Source organism: Natrinema pallidum (assembly GCF_005890195.1).
Taxonomy (GTDB): Archaea; Halobacteriota; Halobacteria; order Halobacteriales; family Natrialbaceae; genus Natrinema; species Natrinema pallidum.
This window is the reverse complement of sequence record NZ_CP040637.1, coordinates 1,256,965-1,278,673: the sequence shown is the minus strand read 5'-3', so window position 1 is coordinate 1,278,673 and position 21,709 is coordinate 1,256,965. Positions and strand designations below refer to the sequence as shown.

Annotated in this window: 17 protein-coding genes, 1 tRNA gene and 2 pseudogenes; 9 read left to right on the top strand and 11 right to left on the bottom strand. The window is 60.9% G+C overall.

Features of this window, described 5'->3' with window-relative positions; genetic code table 11:
* Positions 1-258 precede the first annotated feature (258 nt).
* On the bottom strand, positions 259-708 hold the full coding sequence (locus tag FGF80_RS06170; RefSeq protein ID WP_138652839.1) for a hypothetical protein: 450 nt from the start codon (positions 706-708) through the stop codon (positions 259-261).
* A gap of 59 nt (positions 709-767) precedes the next feature.
* Between FGF80_RS06170 and FGF80_RS06165 the strand changes: the two genes are divergently transcribed.
* Positions 768-1,403: an adenylate kinase gene (locus tag FGF80_RS06165; protein WP_006185631.1), complete on the top strand. Its 636-nt coding sequence runs from the start codon at positions 768-770 to the stop codon at positions 1,401-1,403.
* Between the two features lie 5 nt (positions 1,404-1,408).
* Here FGF80_RS06165 and FGF80_RS06160 read toward each other — a convergent pair whose 3' ends face one another.
* Complete coding sequence (locus tag FGF80_RS06160; protein ID WP_238705351.1) at positions 1,409-2,998, bottom strand: DUF7289 family protein; 1,590 nt, start codon at positions 2,996-2,998, stop codon at positions 1,409-1,411.
* A gap of 314 nt (positions 2,999-3,312) precedes the next feature.
* Here FGF80_RS06160 and FGF80_RS06155 point away from each other — a divergent pair, with 314 nt between their 5' ends.
* The 4 genes from FGF80_RS06155 to FGF80_RS06140 all read left to right on the top strand — a co-directional run bounded on the left by FGF80_RS06155 (position 3,313) and on the right by FGF80_RS06140 (position 6,021).
* Positions 3,313-4,263, top strand: a complete 951-nt coding sequence (locus FGF80_RS06155; protein WP_138652837.1) for a DUF106 domain-containing protein — start codon at positions 3,313-3,315, stop codon at positions 4,261-4,263.
* 114 nt (positions 4,264-4,377) lie between these two features.
* Positions 4,378-4,953 carry a (d)CMP kinase gene (cmk, locus tag FGF80_RS06150; RefSeq protein WP_138652835.1) on the top strand — a complete coding sequence of 192 codons (576 nt, stop codon included), beginning with the start codon at positions 4,378-4,380 and terminating at the stop codon, positions 4,951-4,953.
* On the top strand, positions 4,953-5,861 hold the full coding sequence (locus FGF80_RS06145) for an RNA-guided pseudouridylation complex pseudouridine synthase subunit Cbf5 (RefSeq protein ID WP_006185627.1): 909 nt from the start codon (positions 4,953-4,955) through the stop codon (positions 5,859-5,861). The genes cmk and FGF80_RS06145 overlap by 1 nt, the downstream gene beginning before the upstream one ends.
* An 89-nt stretch (positions 5,862-5,950) precedes the next feature.
* Positions 5,951-6,021: transfer RNA gene (locus FGF80_RS06140), tRNA-Pro, on the top strand.
* Positions 6,022-6,650: 629 nt separating this feature from the next.
* Here the strand turns inward: FGF80_RS06140 and FGF80_RS06135 are convergent.
* From FGF80_RS06135 to FGF80_RS06125, 3 genes are all read right to left on the bottom strand, one after another.
* On the bottom strand, positions 6,651-7,172 hold the full coding sequence (locus tag FGF80_RS06135; protein WP_138652833.1) for a type IV pilin: 522 nt from the start codon (positions 7,170-7,172) through the stop codon (positions 6,651-6,653).
* An 18-nt stretch (positions 7,173-7,190) separates the two neighbouring features.
* Entirely contained in the window at positions 7,191-7,637 is a 447-nt protein-coding gene (locus FGF80_RS06130; RefSeq protein WP_138652831.1) for a type IV pilin, read from the bottom strand.
* Between the two features lie 550 nt (positions 7,638-8,187).
* On the bottom strand, positions 8,188-9,345 hold the full coding sequence (locus tag FGF80_RS06125) for a zinc metalloprotease (RefSeq protein WP_138652829.1): 1,158 nt from the start codon (positions 9,343-9,345) through the stop codon (positions 8,188-8,190).
* Between the two features lie 164 nt (positions 9,346-9,509).
* Between FGF80_RS06125 and FGF80_RS06120 the strand changes: the two genes are divergently transcribed.
* The 3 genes from FGF80_RS06120 (at position 9,510) to FGF80_RS06110 (ending at position 15,660) form a co-directional block, all read left to right on the top strand.
* Positions 9,510-13,982 (top strand): ATP-dependent helicase, encoded by a 4,473-nt coding sequence (locus FGF80_RS06120; protein WP_138652827.1) that lies wholly within the window; start codon positions 9,510-9,512, stop codon positions 13,980-13,982.
* A 269-nt stretch (positions 13,983-14,251) separates the two neighbouring features.
* A complete protein-coding gene (locus tag FGF80_RS06115; protein WP_138652825.1) occupies positions 14,252-15,106 on the top strand; it encodes an alpha/beta fold hydrolase in 855 nt (284 codons plus the stop codon).
* Positions 15,107-15,135: 29 nt separating this feature from the next.
* On the top strand, positions 15,136-15,660 hold the full coding sequence (locus FGF80_RS06110) for an Lrp/AsnC family transcriptional regulator (protein ID WP_006186015.1): 525 nt from the start codon (positions 15,136-15,138) through the stop codon (positions 15,658-15,660).
* An 88-nt stretch (positions 15,661-15,748) separates the two neighbouring features.
* On the opposite strand, the pseudogene FGF80_RS06105 reads toward FGF80_RS06110, so the two are convergent.
* The 4 genes and pseudogenes from FGF80_RS06105 to FGF80_RS19890 form a co-directional block, all read right to left on the bottom strand.
* Positions 15,749-16,146: pseudogene (locus tag FGF80_RS06105) on the bottom strand (PaaI family thioesterase).
* Between the two features lie 3 nt (positions 16,147-16,149).
* Positions 16,150-18,102, bottom strand: a complete 1,953-nt coding sequence (locus tag FGF80_RS06100; RefSeq protein WP_138652823.1) for a 3-hydroxyacyl-CoA dehydrogenase/enoyl-CoA hydratase family protein — start codon at positions 18,100-18,102, stop codon at positions 16,150-16,152.
* A gap of 152 nt (positions 18,103-18,254) precedes the next feature.
* Positions 18,255-18,473 (bottom strand): HalOD1 output domain-containing protein, encoded by a 219-nt coding sequence (locus FGF80_RS06095; RefSeq protein WP_138652821.1) that lies wholly within the window; start codon positions 18,471-18,473, stop codon positions 18,255-18,257.
* A gap of 529 nt (positions 18,474-19,002) precedes the next feature.
* A pseudogene (locus FGF80_RS19890) lies at positions 19,003-19,188 on the bottom strand (antibiotic biosynthesis monooxygenase); the annotation flags it as partial.
* A gap of 308 nt (positions 19,189-19,496) precedes the next feature.
* Between FGF80_RS19890 and FGF80_RS19080 the strand changes: the two are divergent.
* The gene (locus tag FGF80_RS19080) at positions 19,497-19,664 is read left to right on the top strand and encodes a hypothetical protein (RefSeq protein WP_175416994.1); all 168 of its coding nucleotides are present in this window, start codon (positions 19,497-19,499) and stop codon (positions 19,662-19,664) included.
* A gap of 335 nt (positions 19,665-19,999) precedes the next feature.
* Here the strand turns inward: FGF80_RS19080 and FGF80_RS06080 are convergent, their stop codons facing one another.
* The gene (locus FGF80_RS06080; protein ID WP_138652819.1) at positions 20,000-20,386 is read right to left on the bottom strand and encodes a hypothetical protein; all 387 of its coding nucleotides are present in this window, start codon (positions 20,384-20,386) and stop codon (positions 20,000-20,002) included.
* A gap of 217 nt (positions 20,387-20,603) precedes the next feature.
* The gene (locus FGF80_RS06075; protein WP_006186022.1) at positions 20,604-21,665 is read right to left on the bottom strand and encodes a phosphotransferase family protein; all 1,062 of its coding nucleotides are present in this window, start codon (positions 21,663-21,665) and stop codon (positions 20,604-20,606) included.
* Positions 21,666-21,709 lie beyond the last annotated feature (44 nt).

Genomic DNA, 21,709 nt, shown 5'->3' with positions numbered 1-21,709 from the left:
CTATTGGGGCCGATACTCTTTTTTCTGTCGCTGCCAGGGTTCGTGTCCACGGACGACCACCGACACTCCCGGCCGGTAACACCTCATCACGCCGAATATATTCGTCCACGATCGGCTCGAGAGGGTGTTTCCCCGGATCCGGTCTCGCTTACGCGTCGACCAGCCGGTCGGTCGTACGCCACCTGCTCGACAAAACCCGGTCCCGACTGATCGTCCTCCCTCTCGTGGTCGGTTGGAGGCGTTTCGATCGGACGCCAGTCAGATATCGACGACCCAGACGCGAAACGCCGCCGGCAGGTCGTATACCTCGAGAAACACCTGGTCGATGAACTGGGCGATCCGGTTTGCGTCCGCCTTTGCGCTGATCCGTACGTTCACTCCCTCGGCTTCCTCGGGGCGGATCAGGTCGTCGATTTTGAACGCGGGAAACGACTCGAGGAGGGCTTTCAGCGCATCCAACTCCTCATCGGTACAGTCGAGGTTGATCGTCCCGTCGCCGAACTGGACCCATGGAACGCTCGGATCGGTTGGTCCGTCCGATTCGCCGGCATTGGGACCGCGTTCGGAGGCCGTCTCGCCGTTCGCCTCGAGTGCGTTCCCGTCTGCTTCGACGGTCAGGAACGCGCTCTCGCGCTCGCGGTGGGCAGTGATCGCGTCGACGTACAGTTTCCGTCGCTCGGCGGACTCGGCGGCAGCGAAGCGCGTCATAATCGGATGATCGTGCCCGATTCTTTAAGCCTTTATGTGCCGCCGCTGAACCGTGCCCTATGGCTCAGCCACGAATCCTGATTCTCGGTGCCCCCGGGGCAGGAAAGGGAACGCAGAGTGCAAAGATCATCGAGGAGTTCGATGTCGATCATATCACTACCGGCGACGCTCTGCGGAACAATAAGGAGATGGACATCTCCGACATGGATACCGAGTACGACACCCCCGGCGAATACATGGATCAGGGCGAACTCGTTCCCGACGAAGTCGTCAACGCCATCGTCGACGAGGCACTCAGTCAGGCCGATGGCTTCGTTCTCGATGGCTATCCCCGGAACCTAGAACAGGCCGAAGAACTCGAGGACATGACCGACCTCGACGTCGTTCTTTACCTCGATGTCGGCGAGGAAGAACTCGTCCACCGGCTGACGGGTCGGCGGCTGGACCCCGAAACGGGCGACATCTACCACGTCGAGTACAACCCGCCCGCGGACCCGGACGTCGAAGCGCGCCTCGTCCAGCGGGACGACGACACCGAAGACACGGTCAGAGAGCGACTCTCGGTCTTCCACGAGAACACCGAACCCGTGGTCGAGCATTACGAGGAGCAGGGCGACCTCGAGCGCATCGACGGCGAGCAGGCTCCGGACGACGTGTGGGAAGCGGTGAAGGAAACGATCGAAGACGCGGCGTAACCGACTCAGTTGTTTTCGACGTCGATTTCGTGCACTGCGATCGAGAGATACGTCAGTCGAGGCGGTAAGACGCCGTGTCGAACGTCCGGTTCGAAGCCGGTCAGCGACGTGTCGTGTTCGATTTCGAAATTGTTGTCGACGTACATCGGTCCTGCGATGATAGTGCCGAATATCTGGGCCTTCCCGCCACCGCCGGCGATACAGACGTCCGGTTCCGTTCCGTTCACATCGTGGCTACAGTGATCGATCCCCTCCGACTCGGCGTATCCTTCGTCACGTGGCGCATACAGGATGCCTTCGAATTTCGAGTTCCCGGTCCCGACGTGGACGAGCATCGACGAGGTCCCGTAGATCTGCAGGGATTTGGCATCGCCGGAACCGTAGTCGCAGCTTCCGACACACACGTCCTGGTTATCAATGGCCATATCCCCCGTCGAGAACACCTGAAACGAGGTATTGTCCGCGGCCCCGGTTGGATCAACCGTGAGATCGCTATTAGTAAATTTCATATCACCGTCGACGATGAGCGTCACGTTCCCATCGTCCAAGTCCGCGGTCACGTCGTTCTGTAGATCGAACCCGTCCGGATCGTAGTACGTCTTGCCGCCCTCGAGGGTCGTCTTGTTCTCGCCGAGGTCGATCGGTTCACCGTCTCCCCGTTCAGCGCCGTCGACTTTCGACTGAATCACGCTATCGAACGACGGAATCGACTGCTGGTTGCCCTCCGTTTCGGTTCCGGTGACATCACCCGAGCCGTGGATTTCGCCGTCGGTCGTAACGTTCCCGTCGATTTCGGCATGGTGATGGCCGAGTTCGATCCCGCCGCCACCGGCGTACACCGCCTGGCTGAAGTCGCCTTCGACCTCCGTTCGACCAAGTTCCACGATCATCGTGTTATCGTTCCCACACCGTTCCGTGATCGCTTGCCCTTCCGCGTTTGCGGTCTGACCGTCGAAGTACGCCTCCCAGCCGACACAGTATTCGCTCGTAATTTCGACCGTCACAGTACTCTGTTCGACATAGGTCACGTTCGTGTATGCAGTTGTGTCCGCATGGGACATTCGTACATCACCCGAGCCGAGTTGCGTATCGTCGTTCATCTCGGTGATCGGGAACGAGAACGTGTTATCCTTATTGTCGTAGTATACCGGCGGCGCGGAGACGACCCGCGTTTCGTTGCCGGTTTCGCGGAAGACGCCTCCCGCTTGATAGGAGATACGAGTACCATCGTCCCCCTCGTACTCGACGGCACCGATCGGAATCGAAATGGTCTCGTTGAGATCCGGACCGGAAATATTGATCGTTCCGGTCTCCGTCTTGACAAGTGCACCACGTTCGCCGGCGTCGAACTCCATCGTCCGCGAGATATCGGTATTCGATGAGACCGTGGCCATCTGCTGGCTCATCTCGACGAACGATTGTTCGACTCGCTCGTTTTCCGAACGCTGTTCCGCGTCGTTCATCGTGTCCCCCGCGATGAGAAGGATACCGACGCTAACGGTTGCGACCAGCCCGATCAACAACACGAGGCCGATCACCGCAGTTACCCCCCTTTTCGACGGACTAACTGCCCCGCCACCACGTCGTGAACCCATCTCTATCGACCAAGCGTTCGGGGTTCCGAATAATAAACCGTTCGACCGATCAAACAGTTCATATCGGACTGATAGTCCGGAATACTACGGGACTGCTCGCTATCGCGTCTGCGTGCTCACCACGGTGCCTCGGGGGTATCCGAGCGGCAGCGGACAGGTTACGGGCCGGACACGGCGACACGGACTGCGATTCCGTCTGTCTCATCGATGCCATCCGTCCCCGCCGGTCGAACGACACATCGCCGAGTGTTCCGAAACCGCTGGGAGTACCGAAGAAAAACACTTGTATACCGGACGACGCCTAGGACAAGCAGATGACGCGTACAGCCGAGAAGATCGACGCCCTCGTGCGCGAGGACTCCTCGATGGCGACCGCTCTCGAGGCGATCCGCGAGGAGGCCGACAGGAACGGCGGCGAGGTCCAATGGGCCGACGTCAGCGACGAGTTGACGAGCGGCCAGTGGGGGCGATTGATCGAAAAAGGAGTGTTAGTCGACGGCGATCAGGGGTTCGAAATCGCCGACCGCGAAGCCTTCGACCGGGCCCTCGACGGTGACGGCGGGAGCAGCGCCGCTGCCGACGTCGACATCGACGAGGACGAATCGAGCTGGTCGCAGTGGGACAAGCTCGCGGGCGTTGGCGCGCTCCTGTTGATGCCCGGCTACTGGTTCGATTCGATCCAGAACGTCGTCGGGAGGACGGTCAACGCCGTCCTCGGTCCGCTCGATGCGGCGCTCCCGTTCTACGCCGTGATCCTCTCGGTCGCGCTGATTACCGGCCTCTACTCGTCGCTGCTCCAGGCGAACCTGATGAACACGGAGGTCATGGGCAAGTACCAAGAGCGGATGCAGGCCGTCCAGGAGGAGCAAAAGGAACTCCGCCAAGAAAAGAAAGACGCCGAAGAGCGGGGCGCAAGCGAGGCGGAAATCGAACGCCTCGAGAACGAGATCGAGCGCGCCCGCGAGGAGCAGATGGAGGCCATGGCGGACAACCTCGGCATGTTCAAAGAGCAGTTCCGTCCGATGGTCTGGATCATGCTGTTGACGATCCCGCTGTTCCTCTGGATGTACTGGTCGATCCGAACGGGCAGCATCGGCGACGCAGAGCGGACCGTCGTGATGCCTCTCATCGGTGAAATCGAGTGGCAAGAGGGCGCACTCGGTCCGATGCAGGCCTGGATCGTCTGGTACTTCCTGTGCTCGATGGGGTTCTCCCAGCTGTTGCGCAAGTCGCTGAACATCGATATGTCGCCCGCGAGCACCTGAGGGGGACTCGCCGCCGCTCCGTGCTCGCCTCGCGCCCGGACGTCCGCCCCGAGAAGGCATCGCCTCCGCTCCCCGATTCAAAACCCATTTTACCGGCCCCCTCACAGAGGGAGTATGTTACTCACCGTCTCCGGCCCGCCGGGAAGCGGGAAGAGCACGACTGCGGAGTTACTCGCCGACGCCTTCGATCTCGACCACGTCAGCGGCGGTGACATCTTTCGAGAGCTGGCCGACGAACGCGGCTATACCCCGCTCGAGTTCAACAAACTCGCCGAGGAGAACGACGAGATCGATCGCGACCTCGATCGACGGCTGCGCGAGATCGCCGTTGCGGAGGACGATCTGGTTCTCGAGTCCAGACTCGCGGGCTGGCTGGCCGGCGAGCAGGCGGACTTCCGCTTCTGGCTCGATGCACCGGCGCGGGTGCGCGGCGAGCGCATCGCCGAGCGCGAGGACAAGGTCCCCGCGCGTGCGACTGAAGAGACGAAAGCCCGCGAGGCAAGCGAGGCTCAGCGGTACGATGAGTACTACGGCATCGACATTCGTGACCTGACGATCTACGATCTCTCGGTGAACACGGCCCGCTGGGAGCCCGACGCCGTCCTCGACATGCTCGTCACGGCCGTCGAGCGCTACGACGACGCCGGCGACGAAGGAAAAGCACTCGTCGACCTCGAGACCGACTTCTGATGACGCTCCGTGGCCCACCGGCGGCTCGCTCGCCCGCCGAGTTGCTCACCTTCGGTGTCGTCAACCTCGACAAACCCCCCGGCCCCTCCTCCCATCAGGTCAGCGGCTGGCTTCGGGACGCCGTCGTCGAGACGCTGGCCGAGCGCGGCGTCGCGTCGACGATCGATCGTGCCGCCCACGCCGGGACGCTCGATCCGAAAGTGACCGGCTGTCTCCCGGTTATGCTCGGCGACGCGACCCGACTCGCGCAGGTCTTCCTCGAGGGCGGGAAGGAGTACGTCGCCGTCCTCGAGTGTCACGCGCCGGTCCCGGCCGACGCCGAATCGGTCGTCGCAGAGTTCGAGGGCCCGATCTACCAGAAGCCCCCGCGCAAGAGCGCGGTCTCGCGCCGACTCCGCGTCCGCGAACTCTACGATCTCGAGGTGCTCGAGGTCGAGGACCGCCGCCTCCTCCTGCGAATCCGCTGTGAAAGCGGCACCTACGTCCGCAAACTGTGTCACGACCTCGGGCTGGCGCTCGGTACCGGGGCGCACATGGGGCACCTGCGCAGAACGGCGACGGAGCCGTTCGATGACCGCACGCTCCACAGCGCCCACGACTTCCTCGACGCCCTCGGCTTCTGGCTCGAGGACGACGACCCCGAACCGCTGTACGACATCGTCGATCCCGCCGAGCGGATTCTCGAGGGGATTCCGAGCATCGTCATCGCCGAGAACGCGGCCCGCGAGGTGGCCAACGGCGCACCCGTCTACGCACCGGGCGTGCTCGAGGCCGATGACGGGATCGACCACGGATCGCTGGTCGCCTGTTACACGCCCGACGGTGCAGCGGTGTGTCTCGGCGAGCGGGTCGGTGCCGCGGACGCTGACAGCGGTCTCGTGGTCGCCCTCGAGCGCGTACTCGTCTGAGCGGCCTCGATCGGTTGGGTACGAAACACGGTGACGCACCGGCTTCGAAACGACACCCTTAAGCGGCAGACGGCCATCGGTTCACGTGTGGGACCGTGGGGTAGTGGTATCCTCTGCGGATGGGGTCCGTAGGACCCGAGTTCAATTCTCGGCGGTCCCATTTCACGTTTTCCTGGATGAAAATTACTGCAGGGAGAGCACCCTGTAGTTCCAACGTTCACTTAGGGCCATCATGGAATAAACACCTCTCTTTAAGTAAGAGGTGGTCGGCATGAGTTCCGAGACAGAGGAACTCCCGCCAGCGGTTCATGTCTGTCGCTTCTGCGGGTTCGAAATGACTCAAGATTCATTTTCGATGCTGCAGTTTTCGGGCGACAAGGCACCGATTCAGCCTTGCGTTCAATCAGTTGGCCGAGAAATACGATCTCTCTAACATCGAATTCCTCGTTGATGATAGTGGTTATCTGACCGCATTTCTCGGCCAGGATTACACAGTAAATTCAATTTTATTAATTAAAGTTAAGCCAAAAATAACACATATTTAAGGTTTTCATTGTCCGTTCCACAATTCGAGAATGGGCAGTTGGGCAGTGTTAGAATGTCGGTTGAGCAGTCCGAACACGACTACGATACCCAACGGCCGCATCAATAGTTCAACGACAAACGTCAGCGAGGGTTCTAAAATACTCACTGTCTCGAACGAATACAACCACCTACGATTTTTTGCGACCGATACAGTGTTTCCACTGAATAAACGAATATCCTAAAAATGAAAATCCGACGGAAGCGTTAGCTCCAGTCGAGATCGTAGTCTTTGCTAGCGACCTGCGTTGTCGTCTCGTCTTCAGTGATTACGGCAACGACAGTCACTGTTCCTGTATCCGCGTTTTGATTCATTTCAACATCTGCACCTGAGCTGGTCGCACCGAAGGTGACTGATTCACCAACACCAAGTTCAGACATGGTGTCTTTGGCTGGATCTGTACCATCCCAGGTCCCAGCGTATGCTCCGTTACCAGCGGTGTCATCGTTGTCGCCTTCATCTCGAACATCACCAGTAATATTGATGTGATCGGAGTTCCCGAGTGACGTTACCTCGACGGTGATTTTATTCGTCTCCTCGTTTACGTCAACCGTCACACCTGCCTGTGCCTCTTGGCCGACACTCCCTCCAAGATCAAGCACGAAGGCAGCGATCACGGCCGCGAGAATGACCGTGATTGCCACCATCAGGATAACACCAATAACCGGCGACACAGCACGCTGTTCATCGTCACCAACGATTTTCCGCCTATAGTTTTTCAAATCCATTGTATTACTATGGATTTGTTAATTAAAGTCCCATTCTTCGCTTCCAACCTGCGTTTCCGTTTCGCTCTCGTTAATGACGGCAACAGCAGACATTTGACCACTTGTCTGAATGTCATCTCCTTCAGTATACGTGACGGCATCACCAACCTTCATATAGGTTGCATTACTCGTCGATGAGGTCGAGTCAAAGCTACTATCCCAGTCACTACTCGTCAGGTTCACGTGATCTGCGTTCCCGAGCGATGTGACTTCTACTTGCACCTGACTATTCGAGTTGTCAACTTCCATCGAGACACCAGCCTGTGCTTCCTGCCCAACACTCCCACCGAGGTCAAGCACGAAGGCGGCGATAACGGCCGCGAGAATGACCGTGATTGCCACCATCAGAATCACGCCGATAACGGGTGATACTGCTCGTTCATTTTCGCTGCCAACCAGTTTGTTGCGGTATGATTTCAAATCCATATTTCTTACCCATCGGCTGTGAACGGTGAGAAAGCTTATCTTCCGTCTCGGCAAAGCGAGACGTGCGGACCAAGGGGATTTGGAACCAACCTCGCGTCCCCGCTTTCTCGAGTCGTCACCGATGCTAATAGCACCGAGGCGGCCAGATGTATATATAGGTAAGGGATAGTGAAGGTCCGTAAACGATGAAAGGCTTTCAGAACTGAGAATCAGGGGAGACTATCGGAGTTCCAGTGTGCCCTTGAAGCGACGCTGTCGTGCTATTCCGAGAATACTACAGGAACTAGCAGATGTCTGTCACTTCGAGAAGGGCGTTAGGCTGTCACATGGCGAGCGGTGTCGCTCGAGCACGCGGTCCCGACCGTATGCGGTTGGAGGAAGGGGCGGCACGCGAAGACTCGAGTTCGCGTCTCGTGGCGCGCACGGTCGTGTCGACGAGTCGGGGGTGCTCGAGGGAACGGCGGCGACCAGGGAGGCCGGCAGTTCGCCTGCGGCCGAGCCACGCGGGTCGGCAGTCGCCAGCGGACGGGTGTCGTGGGTCGAGTACGGCTCACTCGTCGTCGGAAACGAACGATGTCGCGGGCGTGAACATGTGGTCGTCGATGTATGCCCAGTCGTCGAATTCGTTGAAGAAGCCGCCCGCGGAGAACCCGTAGTAATCGCGCGGCGAATTGTAGTTCATGACGCTCGTGTAGCTGGCGAAACTGTACTGGTCGGTGTCAATACCCTCGAAGTCCCCGTTCGAGAGGCCGAGCGAGTGGCCCAGTTCGTGCATCACGGTCGACCCCGTCTCCCCGGGGCCCGGCTGCGCTTCGACCATCATCGTTCCCAGCCCGGCTTTGCCGATGACGGTCCCGCGGCTCCGGTCTTCGGCGATGTCCTCGACGATGATCAGATAGTGATACCCCATTCCCTCCCGATCGAAGTAGCGCGACCGATACCGGCTCAGATCGCCGGTGTCGGTCGACGGCTCTCGCGGGACCGTCTCGTTGAACTGCATGTGCAAGTCGCCCCCGGTCGATCCGTCGGGATTGTCCAGCGGAGCCGCATCGAATGCGGCGGCGATCCGGTCGGCCTCGCTTCGCTCGAGGGCGACGCCGTCCATGGTGTCGATTTCGACGTAAATATCGGTGCTGAGCGGGTCGGCGTCGGGATACAGGTTCCGCCGGTTGAGCTCCGCCTCGTCCGCAAGTCCGTCGCCGTCGGTATCGGAATCCGTCGGCTCGGTGCCGTGTTCGTGGACTTCCGCACCGTCGGTGAGGCCGTCACCGTCCGTATCCGGTGTTTGTGGATCGGTTCCGTGCGCCTCGAGTTCGTCGGCATCGTCGAGCCCGTCGCCGTCCGTGTCCGTCGTGGTGGGATCGGTGCCGTGATCGCGAACTTCCGCGCCGTCGGTGAGGCCGTCGCCGTCCGTATCCGCCTCGAGCGGGTCCGTTCCGCGTTCGCGGACTTCCGACCCGTCGGGGAGGCCGTCTCCATCCGTATCCCTGCGAGTTGGGTCGGTTCCGTATCGCTTCTCCGCCCCGTCGTCGAGCCCGTCCCCGTCGGTATCGCCGTCGAAGACCGCAGTGCCGTCGCGAAGTTCGTCCAGCGGCGAGACATCGTCCCCGTCGGGATCGACGATCGTCGTTCCCCCGACGAGCCCCACTGTGAGGAGCGCGACGAGCAAAACGACGACGGCAATACTGAGGGACCGCGCCGATAGCATTTCTTGAATGTCAACAACGATGGGATAACTGTATTGTGGTCGGAACCGGGACGCGACTCGAGGCGGGCATCCACCGACCGATCGCCACTCGACCGGTGACTTCGCCGTTCACTTTCACCCCGCTGTCCAAACCCTCTTACACGCCGGCCACCGAGACGCCGGTAATGGACGGGAGCGAGCCCCTCGCGTTGCCGGTCGACGACGATGATCTCCCCTTCGACCCGGCCGACGTAGCCATCGAGGACGCCGACGTGTTCGAGTTGCTCGAGCCCGCGGTACAGGAGTGGTGGCTCGAGGAGTTCGGCGAGTTCGTCCCCGAAAACGAGGGCTTCTTTACGCCGCCACAGCAGGGAGCCATCCCGAAGATTCACGACGGGACGAACACGCTGGTCTGTGCGCCGACCGGGAGCGGAAAGTGCGTGAAGCCGGATACGCCGATGGTCATCCAAGATGATGGGGATGCAACAGTCGTTCGGGCGGAAGACCTTCTCGAACGCCGACATAGAAAAGTTACAGATGTTGACGAGGACGGCGAACTGTACACGAGTTCGATCGAAGCGTACTCGCTCGACGAAGACGAACTCTCGCTCCGTGAGTCGATGGTGTACTCGGAATCCTACGACGGACCGATGCATCGGATTCAAACGTCGTACGGAAGAGAGGTCGAGGTTACACCGAATCATCCGCTTCTCGTTGAGACGTCATCCGGTCCCGAGTGGCGACCGGCAAGTGAGATCGAGGACGGTGACCGGATCGGAATTCCAACGCACATCGATCTTCCCGAGCGTGACATCGAGCTCAACGTGGGTGCAGCGCTCGATCGGCTTCGATCGGAATTCCCGCTGGTTGCGACCGAGGCGGAGTCAGACCGGATCGTCGCTCGTCTCGAGGAAGAAGTCCCCATTTCGGCGTTCGACGAGTACGAACGGCGACTCGCACTCGCACTCGCGGACCTCACCTACGCAGACGTAGCGGATCGACTGTCCATCGGCCTCGCATCCGTCTCAAAGCTCGTCAACGGTACGAGCGAGTACTGCTCCGAGGAATTTCTTGAGTTACTTCGAGAAGCGTATACGCGGCTTCCTCCCGGCGAGGTACTCGTCAAAACGGACAACGGTCGCGTTTCCCGATTTCGCTATCCAACCACGCTCGACTCTGATCTCGCAGAACTGGCTGCGTTCGTTCTCGGAGAGGGACTCATCGGAGAGTACGAACGGAACCGATTTGTGATGATTACGCAGAAAAATCGGACCGAGATTCTCGAACGCGCAATGGAGACGATGTGGGATCAGTTCGGTATCGAATTCGAACAAAAGTCGGAAATCGACTACGTTATTTCCGACGCGGCGTTTTCCGTGTTCTTTGCAGAACTACTGGATATCGAACCCGGCCCGGGCCGTGACGTGTCGCTTCCGAACTGGGTCTTGAATGCGTCACAACCGATCAAACAGTCGTTTCTGTCGACGTTTCTGTCGTTAGAGGCGGAGGTTCGATCCAACGAGGTTCGTCTCGTACAGGCCAACGAGTTGAAAATAGAGCAGTTGACATACCTCTTGCTCTCGTTCGGAATTCTCCCGGCCCGCGGTCGCCAGGAGAAGTACGCGACGAATACGGACGAACAAACGCAGCGAACGTATCATTCGCTCACAATCCGCGGAATCGAGAACCTGTCGACGCTCCTGTCAGCGTGTTCGATCGTCCATCCGAACGTCGACCAGTTGGAAGCACACACCACCGGACAGCGTTCCGGAAACCACATCGGACGGCACGTCTTCGACTATCGGGACATTCGTGCGCTGTCGAAGTACTTCGAGAACGATCGGGAATTCAATGCCGAGCTCGGCAACATCTACGAGGTGGCCAGACGAAGCGGATATCTTACGGAACAAGCACTGGACGCGCTGTCTACGAAACTTCAGTCGCTGCCGTCTGACGAAACGACACAAGAACTCGCCGCGAAGATCGACAGTATTCGCAGCCGAAACATCGCTTGGGTAACCGTAGAATCGAACGAGACATCCCCCTACAACGGTACGATCGTCGATCTCAGTGTTCCGGACACGCACAACTTCGTCGGTGGGCGCGGTGGATTGTATCTTCATAATACACTCGCATCCTTCACATCGATCATTAACGAGCTCTACAAGCGTGATCGCGACACCGAAGACGGCCTCGAGAACTCGGTCTACTGCCTCTACGTCTCGCCGCTGAAGTCCCTCGCGAACGACATTCACCGCAATCTCGAGGTCCCTCTCGATGGAATCGAAAATATCGTCGACGAACGAGACGGCGGCGCGGAATCGACAGGTGAGATCCGGCACGCGATCCGCCACGGCGACACGTCCTCGAGCGACCGCCAGCGGATGCTCGATGAGACGCCCCACATCCTCAACACGACTCCCGAGACGCTGGCGATCCTGCTGAACTCGCCGAAGTTCCGCGAGAAACTCCGGACCGTGGAGTACGTCATCGTCGACGAGATCCACTCGCTGGCCGCGGGCAAACGAGGCACCCACCTCGCGGTCAGCCTCGAGCGACTCGAGGCGATGTCCGAGGGGGATCTGACGCGGATCGGCTGCTCGGCGACGATCGAGCCCCTTTCGCGGGTGGCGGAGTTCCTCGTCGGCCGCGAGGAGCCGGGTGGCGATCCACGCGACTACGAGATCGTCGACGCTCGCTTCGCCCGCGAGTTCGACATGCGACTCGAGTGTCCGACCGACGACCTGATCAACACGCCCCGCGAGGTCGTCCAGGAGCGGTTCTATCGGATGCTCCACGAGCACGTCCAGGACCACACGAACACGCTGGTGTTTACGAACACGCGTTCCGGGGCCGAACGGGTGCTTCACAACCTTCGCGAGCGGTTCGACGCCTACGACGAGGCCAACTCCGGCTGTCACCACGGCAGCCTCTCGAAGGACGTCCGACAGGGGATCGAAGCCCGATTGAAAGACGGCGAACTCGACGTGGTCACCACCTCGACGAGCCTCGAGTTGGGCATCGATATGCCCCACGTCGATCTCGTCGTCCAAGTCGGCTCGCCGAAGTCCGTCGCCGCCCTGCTCCAGCGGATCGGCCGCGCGGGCCATCGGGTCGGCCAGACCGTTACCGGGCGCGTGATCGCTCTCGACCGGGACGAACTCCTCGAGTGTGCGGTCATGCTCAAGAAAGCCACCGAGGGGTTCGTCGACTCGGTGTCGATCCCCGAGAACGCCCAGGACGTAGCGGCCCAGCACGTCTACGGGATGGCGATCGCCGAGATTCGCCCCGAGGCCGAACTGACCGCCATCCTCCGTCGGGCCGACCCCTATCGAAACTACGGCGAGGACGAGTACGAGTCGCTGATGCGATATCTCACCGCCGAGTACGCCGGGCTCGAGGAGCGAAACGTCTACGCGAAGGTCTGGCGCGACGAGAACGACCCGCCCGACGGCCAACATCACCACGAGGAATTCCCCGTCGGCGAACCGCTGGTCGGGAAACGGGGCCGACTCGCGCGGGTCATCTATATGACAAATATCGGGACGATCCCGGACTCGTTCACGTGTGACGTGTACACGCGTGCGAGCGACGAGTGGGTCGGCCAGTTGGACGAGCAGTACCTCGACACGCTGGAGACAGGCGACGTCTTCGTGCTCGGCGGGAGCAACTTCGAGTACCGCTACCGGCGGGGCTCGAAAGTCTACGTCGATCGCACGAGCGCCCGCCCGACCGTCCCCTCGTGGTACTCCGAGCGACTGCCGCTCTCGTCCGATCTCGGTCGCGAGATCCTCGCGTTTCAGGACGCCCTCCTCGAGCGCTACGAGGCCGGCGGGCCGCCGCGGGTCCGCGCGTGGCTCCGGGAGTTCCCCCTCGACGACGACAGCGTGCGGGCCATCGCCCGCCTGTTCGACCACCAGTGTCGATACGCCGGCACGGAGAGCGTGAGCACGCCCGACCGCCTCGCCGTCGAGGTCGTCCGGGACCGAGCGGAGTACGACCGTCACTACTACGTCCACTCGGCGTACGGTCGCCGGGTCAACGACGGCCTGTCGCGGCTGTTGGCCTACCGCTGTGCACAGGAGGCGACCGCGAACGTCCGTGTAGCCGTCGCGGACAACGGCTTCGTCCTCTCGATGCCGCTCAACCGGAAAGTCGACATCGACGGGATCATCGCCGATCTCGAGGCCGAGCAGGTCCGGACGGACCTGCGGGCGTCGCTCTCGGAGACGGACCTGCTCCAGCGGTACTTCCGGATCAACGCGACGCGCTCGCTGATGATCCTCAAACGCTACAAGGGCTACGAGAAGTCCGCGAGCGAACAGCAGGTCTCGAGCGAGATGCTGCTCGGCTTCGCGGATGAACTCGAGGAGTTCGCGGTGATCGAGGAGACCTACCGCGAAATTCTCGAGGACAAACTGAACGTCCGCGAGATCGAGGACATCGTCGGGGCGATCGACGCCGGCGACCTCACCGTTTCGCGGCGGCAACTCGACTCGCCGACGCCGCGGGCGTTCGGTCTCGCCACGCTGTCGGCCAGCGATGTCGTCCTCGCCGAAGACGAGAGCGCCGCCCTCCAGTCGTTCCACGAGCGCGTTTTGGAGGAGATCGGCGACGAATCGCTGGCGGGACTGACGGGGGGCACGGACGACGAATAACCGCACGGGATCAGGGCCACCCGGCCGAGTCACTCCCGCCGGCATCCATCGGTCGGGCTGCTCGCGTTCCCTGTCCCGTTCTGTCGGGCGAGATGGTTAACATCGGTAACATTCCCCAAAACAGACTTCATGTTGGAAACTGAACTAGCGGTGTGACACCAATGGTGAGACGGGACTGCTCCCCACGAACCGGCCGTCGACGCGCGCATCGGCAGTGGACCGACGTGGCTCGTCGTTCGACGGGTGGCGCGGCGAACGGAGGGCGCTGAATGGTCGATCACGTAACCTGGTCCGAACAGCAGTCGTCGACGACGGTTTCGGTGGACGGCCACGACCTCGCGGTCGCCTACCACGAAGACGGCTCCGACGAAAGCACGGGGCCGCCGGTCGTCTTCCTCCACGGTATCCCGACCTGGTCGTTCCTCTGGCGCGATATCGTGCCGGCAGTCGCCGACGACCGCCGGACGATCGCGCCCGACATGGTCGGCTACGGTCACTCCGCGATGAGCGACGATTTCGACCGCTCGATCCGCGCTCAAGAGACGGCCCTCGAAGCCCTCCTCGACGACCTCGGTATCGAGGAGGTCGCGCTCGTCGCCCACGACATCGGCGGCGGCGTCGCGCTGCGCTTCGCTGCACACAACCCCGACCGGGTCGCCCAACTCGTCCTCTCGAACGCAGTCTGTTACGACTCCTGGCCGGTCGAGTTCGTCTCGACGCTGGGCCTCCCCTCGACCGCTGACCTCGAGCGCGCGGCACTCGAGGAGCGACTCGATGCGGCGTTCGTCGACGGGACCTACGGCGAAGCCGACCCCGCGTTCGTCGACGGCATGAAAGCGCCGTGGCTGACCGACGCGGGACACGTCTCGCTCGTCCGCAACGCCGTCTCGACGAACACGAACCACACGACCGAGATCGATTACGGCGCGATTACGGCCGAAACGCTGCTGTTGTGGGGCGAAGACGACGTAATGCAGCCCTACGACTACGCCGAGCGACTGGCCACGGACATCACGGATGCCACGCTCGAACCGCTGTCGGACGCCTATCACTGGGTGCCGGCGGATCGACCGGCTGCCTACGCCGACCACCTTCGTGCGTTCCTTGCTGGAGCGCAAGCGTAACATCATACCGCCACGACTGTCACGATAGCATGAGCGACGAATCACCTGACTGGGAGTTCAAAGACCGCGACATCGCGATCCTCAGCGAACTCTCGAACGATCCACAGTTGTCTTCACGGGAACTCACCCAGGTCCTCGAGTCGGAGTACGGGATCGATGTCTCCCACGTCACCGTCAGCGAGTCGATTCGGCGGATGCGCGACGAGGGCGTCTTCCGCGAGGCGATCATCCCCAACGAGGAGTACTACATCTTCGCGCTGTTCGAATTCAAGTTCAACCCCGAACACTTCGCCGACAACTGGCGCGAGGCGATGGAGCACATCAAGACGGACAAACACACCCTGTTTTTCTTCCTCTCGGACGGGGAGTACCAGTGGAAGACGGTGATGATGTTCCGCGACCGCCAGGAGATCTCCCGATGGATTCACGACTGTTATCGGGACTACGGGGAGGTCATTTCGAACATTCGAAACTCGGCGGTCCACAACGTCCTCAAGTTTCAGACCGATCCGCGAATCTTCGGGGAACTCGGCGAGGAACGTAACGACCGGTGACCGCTCCCCGCCGGTGACCGGTCGCCGATCGGTCGCCGCTCACGCGAGGGCGCGGCCGCCCTCGAAAGCACTGACTCGAACCGACCGATCAGTCGTCGTCGATTCCGTCGCGGAACAGTCGGTAGGTGGTCCGACCGACGGCAGCCTCGCCGTCGGCCCCCTCGACGGTCACGTCGGTGACGCCGGTCGACCCGCCGGCCCGGAGCACGTCCGCGACGGCGCGCAGGTCGCCGGTCGCCGGCCGCAGATACGAGACGTTGAGGTCCGTCGTCGTGAGAGCAGCGTCGCGACGATGCCGCCGTGGACCGGATCGTGTCCGTCGGTTCCGACCGGGTTCTCGAAGTCCTCGTCCGGTTCGATCGCCAGGACCGCGCGGCCGCTCTCGAGGTCGAACACCTCGAGATTCAGCCACGGCAGGTAGCCGTGACGGCGGACGAACGACTCCCATTCGGGCCAGCCTGATTCCGCGGCCGGTCCGACGGACATGCGTTACTTGCCCTCGAATTCGGGTTCGCGGTCCTCGGCGAACGCGGTGGTCCCCTCCAGTACGTCGTCGGTGCTCGAGAGGAGGCCGAAGCCTTGACTCTCCATGGCGAGTGCGGCGTCGAGGCTGGCGTCCTGGCCCTCGTTCATGACTTTCTTGGCGACTTTGAGGCCGATCGGCGGACCCGAACGCAGGTCATCGAGGAACTCCGCGACGGTGTCGTCGAAGTCCTCGCGCTCGACCGAGCGGTTGATCAGTCCCCAGTCCGCGGCGCGGTCGGCGTCGATGTGGTTGCCGCGGAAGACCAGTTCCTTCGCGCGGGTTTCGCCGAGGATGCGGGTGAGTCGCTGGGTGCCGCCGCCACCGGGGATCAGGCCGAGGCCGATCTCGGGCGCGCCGAACGACGACCGATCGGTCGCGATCCGCAGGTCGCAGGCCAACGCGAGTTCGAGGCCGCCGCCGAGACAGAACCCGTCGATCTTCGCGAGAACGGGCCGCGGGAAGTCGTTGACCGTCTCGAAGCCGGGCGAGACGTCCATCAGGTCCGTCGGGTTCGCATCGGTGAACCCGGAGATATCCGCGCCGGCGCTGAACGCGCGATCGCCGCTCCCTTCGATCGTCGCGACCCGAACCTCGTCGGTGTCGACCGAGGAGAACAGGTCGTCGATCTCGGAGAGCAAGTCCTCGGACAACGCGTTCATCCGGGACGGCCGGTCGAGTTCGACCTGCAGGACGCCGTTCTCGAGATCGTAGTTCAGGTCGTGGTAGGGACCGAGGCTGTCGTCGTCGTAGTTGTAGAAGCCCTCGCCGGCGTCCTCGCCGGTCTTGCCCTCCGCGACGAGTTCCTTGAGATAGGGATGGGGCTCGAAGCGGTCTTCGCCCGTCTCCTCGAAGAGCGTCTCGAGTTTCTCGAGCACGCTGTCGAGCCCGATCTTGTCGCCGCGTCGGCAGATTCCCTCGGGGAAGCCCAGCCCGAGCTGGACGCCGGTGTCGACTTCTTCGGGGGTCGCGACGTCCTCGCCGACGAGGAAGGCCGCGCGGTTGATCATGCGGGCCTCGACGCGGAGCCAGTCGAAGTCGCCCGCGTCCTCGGGTTCGTAGTCGGCCCCGTCACCGTCCTCGTAGTCGTAGAAGCCTGTTCCGGTTTTCTGGCCGAGATCGCCAGCGTCGACCTTCTCCTCCGTGATCGGCGGGATCGGATCGCCGCCCTCCTTGCGGACGTGGTAGCCGACGTCGATCCCGGTGAGGTCGCCGAGTTCGAACGGTCCCATCGGATACCCTCGCTCGTGGACCATCGTCGCGTCGGCCTCGCGGATCGTCGCTTCGCCGTTCGAGACCATGAACGCGGGTTCGCCGCCGAAGGGGCCGACGATGGTGTTGACGACGAAGCCCCGGACGTCCTTGCGGACGTAGATCGGCGTCTTGCCGATCGACTCGACCCACTCGTAGCCGGCCTCGGCGGCCTCGTCGCTGGTGTCCTCGCCGTAGATGACCTCGACCAGGTCCATCTTGACCGGCGGGTTGAAGAAGTGCAGGCCGAGGACACGCTCCGAGGAGTCGACTGCTTCTGCGATGTCCGAGATCGGCAGACTCGAGGTGTTCGTCGCCAGTAGCGTGTCGCCGCTGGTGTACTCCTCGAGATCGGTGAAGATGTCGTGTTTCAGGTCGAGGTCCTCGGGTGCGGCCTCGATGACGAGGTCGGCGTCGGCGACGGCCGCTTCGAGGTCCGTCGTCGTCTCGATTCGCGAGAGGACCTCGTCGGCCGATTCGTCGATCAGTTCCTTTTCCTCGAGTTTCTGCAGGCTCCACTCGATGGACTCGTAGCCGTCCTCGACGAACTCGTCTTTGATGTCGCGCATCGTGACGTCGTAGCCGGCCAGCGCCGTTACTTCGGTGATCCCGTGTCCCATGTTCCCCGCGCCGAGAACGGCAACGCGGTCAATGCGTTCAAGTGACATGGTCGTGTGCTCTATCGGGACGGTCTTAATACCACCGAACCGGATTAGCAATGTTAAGCCCGTTTTCGAGCGTTGTACAGCGCGTACGTCGATCCGAGTTTGAGCCGAACGTCGGTAACGGTTGGTCGCTCGAGCGGCCGGATCGGTGTCAGTTACCGATCCGGGTCGCTCACCGTCACCTCGTCGGAGTCGGGACCGATCACGACGCGGGAGCCCGCGTACTCGAACCGGACAGTGACGTCCGCGTCCGACTCGAGGACGGCGGCCAGCGCCTCGGGATCGATCGCGTCGTATAGCGGTGGCAACGCCGCTCGGTCACAGCCCTTACGGGCCGCGATACGATCGAGAGCCGTTGTGAGTGCTGAATGCATCGTGATTCTCGGGGAGTTCGACGACGGTCAGTGCGAACGCTGCCTCGCAGTCCGGACACGTTGCCGGGGCGGCAGTCGTCGTTGTGTGGACATCGGTACCGCAGTCGCAGTGGATCGTGACGTTCGAAACCATGTGTAGCTCCGTGTACAGGCCCCGACGGAGCGGAACACAATCCAGCGAGAGACGCAGCGACGGCTACGACTGGGTCGGCGGTACGTCGGCAGGTCTTTATTTCGCCAACGCCAATGGTGGATTGCTCCCGCTACGCGGGGGCGAGTGGGTGAGCCGGAGTGGGGCTCCAACCTAGCACTCCGGCTCTTGCGCACTTTCGTGCGCGTCTGTGTGTTACGCAATCTATCCTAAAGAACGTTAGGATACTGATCGGTTGGGCGGTTCGGATACGACCGACCAGCGATGCCCCAACGGGGGCAGGACAAGTGTGCAGTCAGTATCAGCGGCGTATCAATACAGGGTGCGTGGTTATGCTCCCGCTTGCGACTGCCACCGATCGAACACGGACTCGCTGTCCTACCTGGGCGAGTCCGCATCCGCTCCGAAGCCGCCCCCGTACGTTTCGAGCACTTCCGTAACGGTGACTTCGTACGCGTCATACCACTCGGTCCACCGCTGTTTCGCCCGTTTGTGGTCCGCATCCGCCCCGAACGACTCGAGTGCGTCCAGTGACTCCCAGTAGTAGACGACGAGAACCGATTCGCGACGATCATGAACTCTACAACCAGCGCTCGCTCTGTGGAATCGTGGACTCGGTGAGCGAACACTCAGACGACTCTCCCGTCCGAGCGCGTACATGGTATCGTCAATTCCGTACAATTCCTCTCGCAGTTGCAGCCTACAACGTCGACCAGCCGTCAAACAATGCGTTCCGTCGCCCCCTGTGGATTCAATAGAGTCCCTTGGAACACGATTCCTGACAATTACAACCCGAAAAATAAAACACTCATTGGAAAGTAATGTAAAAATATAAGCTATATATCAAACCGACTATAGAAGTAGTTTCTGGAATGATAGCACTGTATATTGGCATATCAATTAAATATCCAGAACATTCAGTTGCACTGGATTCTGTCAAAGAATTAGTCGTTATATTTCTATATATTGTTGGTGTTTATATTGTCATGTATGGATTGTTCACTGGAATTGACGTTGAAATCACTGGTGGAAATGAATGATTGACAAGAAATTCAATCCGAGAGATCGTGTTTCTCACGGAGCCGATACAGAAACGCAACCGTCAGATCGGTGTCGTACCGACAAAACAACACAGCGTCATGGATCAACGGTGTCTCAATATTTCTTGCAGCGTACAACTAAGACCATCTACCGCTGAACTTGGTAGTGGTCTCATCAACTGCGACATATGACAGTATTGCCGTCTACTTGTTCTCCCAGATTCGTTTAAATCCGTCCCATACCTCTCGCTGAGCAGGTATGTGAGCATCTTAGCCGATTCGCTCAGCGACCTGCTCATTTCTCAAACTGGCTCAACTAGACCGTGCCAGTATAATCAGCCACATTGGACAGTGAAATCTGTAGTGGCTGTCGGGTCAACGTAGAATACCTCATTAGAACGTTTAGATTCTACAGTGGATATCCAAAGGCCGTTTCTATTGGTGTATGTGTCCTTGATATGCCAAGCATTACCGTGCTCAGCCTGCTTGCCGGTGAACGCTAACAGGCTATCACTTATAATCGGCTCCTCGAAGAAGGCCATGCTTTCCTTACCATTTGCGGTCAGAAACATGGTACATCCCGGTATCAGGCCCACGTAATCGGGATAACCACCCTGTGCGCTTACAGTTCCTGTGACTGCCAACCCGGTAACGGCTGCGACGCCTGCGCTCCCCATTCGGAGCACGTTTCGACGCGCCATCTTGTCATTTTTATCGGACATTGCAATAACATATATTCCGATGCAGTATTTAAATCTTCACATTTTGTTATACGTATATACAAGGGGCTAAACCATATTAATAAGTGAACGTAGCTTCAGTAATGGGCACGTGATTCAATCGGATCGTTCGCTGCTAGGAGACTTACACTGACTAGTTAGGACCCTCACGCGGCACCGAAAACATCATAAAATCAACAGCATGTGGGATAGTATCGTGCTACAGCGGTTCGTCGCCCTCGATGATCCGCTTTGCCCGCGCGGCCAGCGCCGGCACGCGGTCTTCCATCTTCGGATACATCGGGTCGTCGCTGTTGCCCTCGAGATAGCGCCGGAAGAACATCTCGCCGAGGCCGGCGAGTTTGTAGACCGCGAGCGCGCGGTAGAACCGCTCGTGGGCGAACTCGTAGCCGGTTCGATCCTCCCAGCGGGCGACCAGTTCGCGGCGGGTCGGATACCCGTCCCGCTCCATAAAGCGGGTCACCAGTTCCGGAAGCTCCGGGGCGGGGTCTTTCGCGTCGCGCCAGTAGGAGAGCATCCAGCCCAGGTCCGCACGCGGATCGCCCAGCGTCGCCATCTCCCAGTCGAAGACGCCGACGAGTGCCGGCGGCGTGCCGGGTGCGAACATGACGTTATCGAGCTTGTAGTCGCCGTGAACCAGCGTGTGCGGGTGTGTCTCCGGAACGTTGTCGCGGAGCCACTCGCCGACCTCGCGGAGGGTCGGCACCTCGCGTTCGTCCTCGGTGACCTCGAACGCCCACGTGAGTTGTTTCCCCCAGCGATCGACCTGTCGCTGGGTATACCCCTCGGGGCGGCCGAACTCGCCGAGTCCGAGGTCCTCGTACTCGAGGTCGTGAATCGTTGCCAGGGTGTCGACGAGTTCTTCGCCGATGCGCGCGCGGTGTGCCGGCGCGGCGAAGCGCTCGGGTTCGGCCTCGCGCAGGACGTCGCCCTCGAGATGCTCCATCACGTAGAAGTCGCTGCCGATGACGTCGTGGTCCTCGCAGGCGAGCACCGGGGTCGGGACCGGCACGTCGGTGTCGGCGATCGCGTTCGTCACGCGGTACTCGCGGAGCACGTCGTGTGCCGTGTCGGCCGTTTCGCCCGGCGGCGGCCGCCGAATGACGAGTTCCCGGTCACCCCAGGTGACGAACAGCGTCTCGTTCGAGTGGCCTTCCTGGTGGCGTTCGATCTCGTAGGCATCGACGCCGCCGAGATGGGCCGACAGATACGCGACCAGCGCGTCCTCGTCGACGAGGCGCTCGTAGTAGGGATCGCTCATGACGTTCGATGGGCTGCATCGCCCGTGGGGACGATCGATACGGT